At 41.6% G+C, this 1,574-nt stretch carries 1 protein-coding gene; it reads right to left on the reverse strand.

Annotation, left to right across the window (positions count from 1 at the left end; translation table 11 throughout):
* Nucleotides 1-115: 115 nt before the first annotated feature.
* Nucleotides 116-1,464 (reverse strand): IS1182 family transposase gene (locus tag EV146_RS26690; protein ID WP_132011608.1). Its coding sequence is split into 2 segments (ribosomal slippage): nt 116-900 and nt 900-1,464, totalling 1,350 coding nucleotides; the frame shifts between segments, so codons are not numbered across the junction.
* Nucleotides 1,465-1,574: the final 110 nt, after the last annotated feature.

The following is a 1,574-nucleotide window of genomic DNA, read 5'->3' on the forward strand; positions in this document are numbered from 1 at the left end:
TCAGCTTGTGGAGAAAGGCACTATTTTTTCTTCCACAAGCTTTTTATTTGGTTCATTTTCTATATTTTTACGATTTTCTTCTTATTTTTAATTGGGAATCCAAAGATCGCCACCCTCATCCTAGCTTTGCTAGGTGTGTGGCGATCTTTTTCATATTCTGACACGCTGCGGTGAGTAACACTTGCTCACTCGCATTGTGTAATCCCCGTAACCGGCAATAGCGAAGCCCATGCAGTTCTTTTGAATCTGCGAAGCTTCGCTCTACTTTCTCTTTTCTATATTTATATAGAACCTTTCCTGAAGGGCTAAGCCGATTTATCCGCACCTTCTCCTTATGTTCTTCCCAGACATGGCGGGTTACGACCTTTTGTTTATTCTTTGACCTCGTGCACTGGTTCAGAAGTGGGCAGGTTGCACACCTTTTCGGGTCCGATTTATATTCACGGTATCCATCTCTTGTTGTGGTACGATACCCTAGCTTCTGGCCATTGGGACAAACATAGATATCCTGTTCTTTGTCATAGGTAAACTTCCATTTTGGGAAAAGTCCTTTTGTGGGCTGAAATCTCCTGTGGGCAATGACGCCAAAAATACTTCTGTCGTGAAGACCTTTACAAATGGGATTCGTTAAATAACCTGAGTCTAGTGCTACAGCTTCCACTTTAAATCCAAATCGTTCAATCTGACGATCCAATCTAGAAAGGTAAGGGACAGAGTCATGGACATTTCCCGGAGTAACATAGGCATCCGTTATGATATTGAACTTCATATCCGTTGTTCGATGGTCCAGATAACAGAACATTTCCTGCTTATTTTCCCTCGACATAAAGCCACAATCAGGATCGGTTGTGCTTTTTCGAATTTCTTTAGTCTCTGTCACCCCCTCTCTTTCTTTTAGAGCTTTTTTCCGTGGTTTGATCTGTCTTCTTCCACCGCTCTATTGAGTTCTTCTATGTATTCCCGAGTCTCAACTTCCACTTCTTCACGGGTAAATTTGTGCTTATTGGCGTTTGCTTTAAGGTGAGTGGAATCCGTAAATAGAACTCTCCCACCGACCATTTTATGATTCATGGCTTGGTGAACGATTTCATCAAAAATGTCTTGAAAGATGGTTGTACCCTTAAAACGAGTTCGCCGATTCCAGCTGATGGTGGAATGGTCAGGTACCGGATCATTGAGTTTCAAGCCAAGAAACCATCGATACGCCACGTTCATCTGGACTTCACGTTCTAACTGCCGCTCTGAACGGATGCCATAAAAGTAGCCAATAAACATCATCTTAAAAAGCATCAACGGATCCGAAGGACGCCCATTATTCTCGGAATAGAAGGGACGCACCTTCTCTTCGATAAAAGAAAAATCGATGTATTTATCCACCTTTCTCAGAAGATGGTCCTCAGGAACCAAATCTTCAATAAATACAAATTCTGCTTCATATTGTGATTCTCTTTTCGGTTTGAACATCCCATCCACCGCCCTAAGTTAGTAGTACTTATATTATATCAAATTAACGCGGTGAATAGTTAAAGTAAAAGATTAAAAATAAAGGCTGTCGAGAGTTTCTCGACAGCCTG

This window comes from Mesobacillus foraminis (assembly GCF_004340465.1).
GTDB lineage: Bacteria > Bacillota > Bacilli > Bacillales > Cytobacillaceae > Mesobacillus_B > Mesobacillus_B foraminis.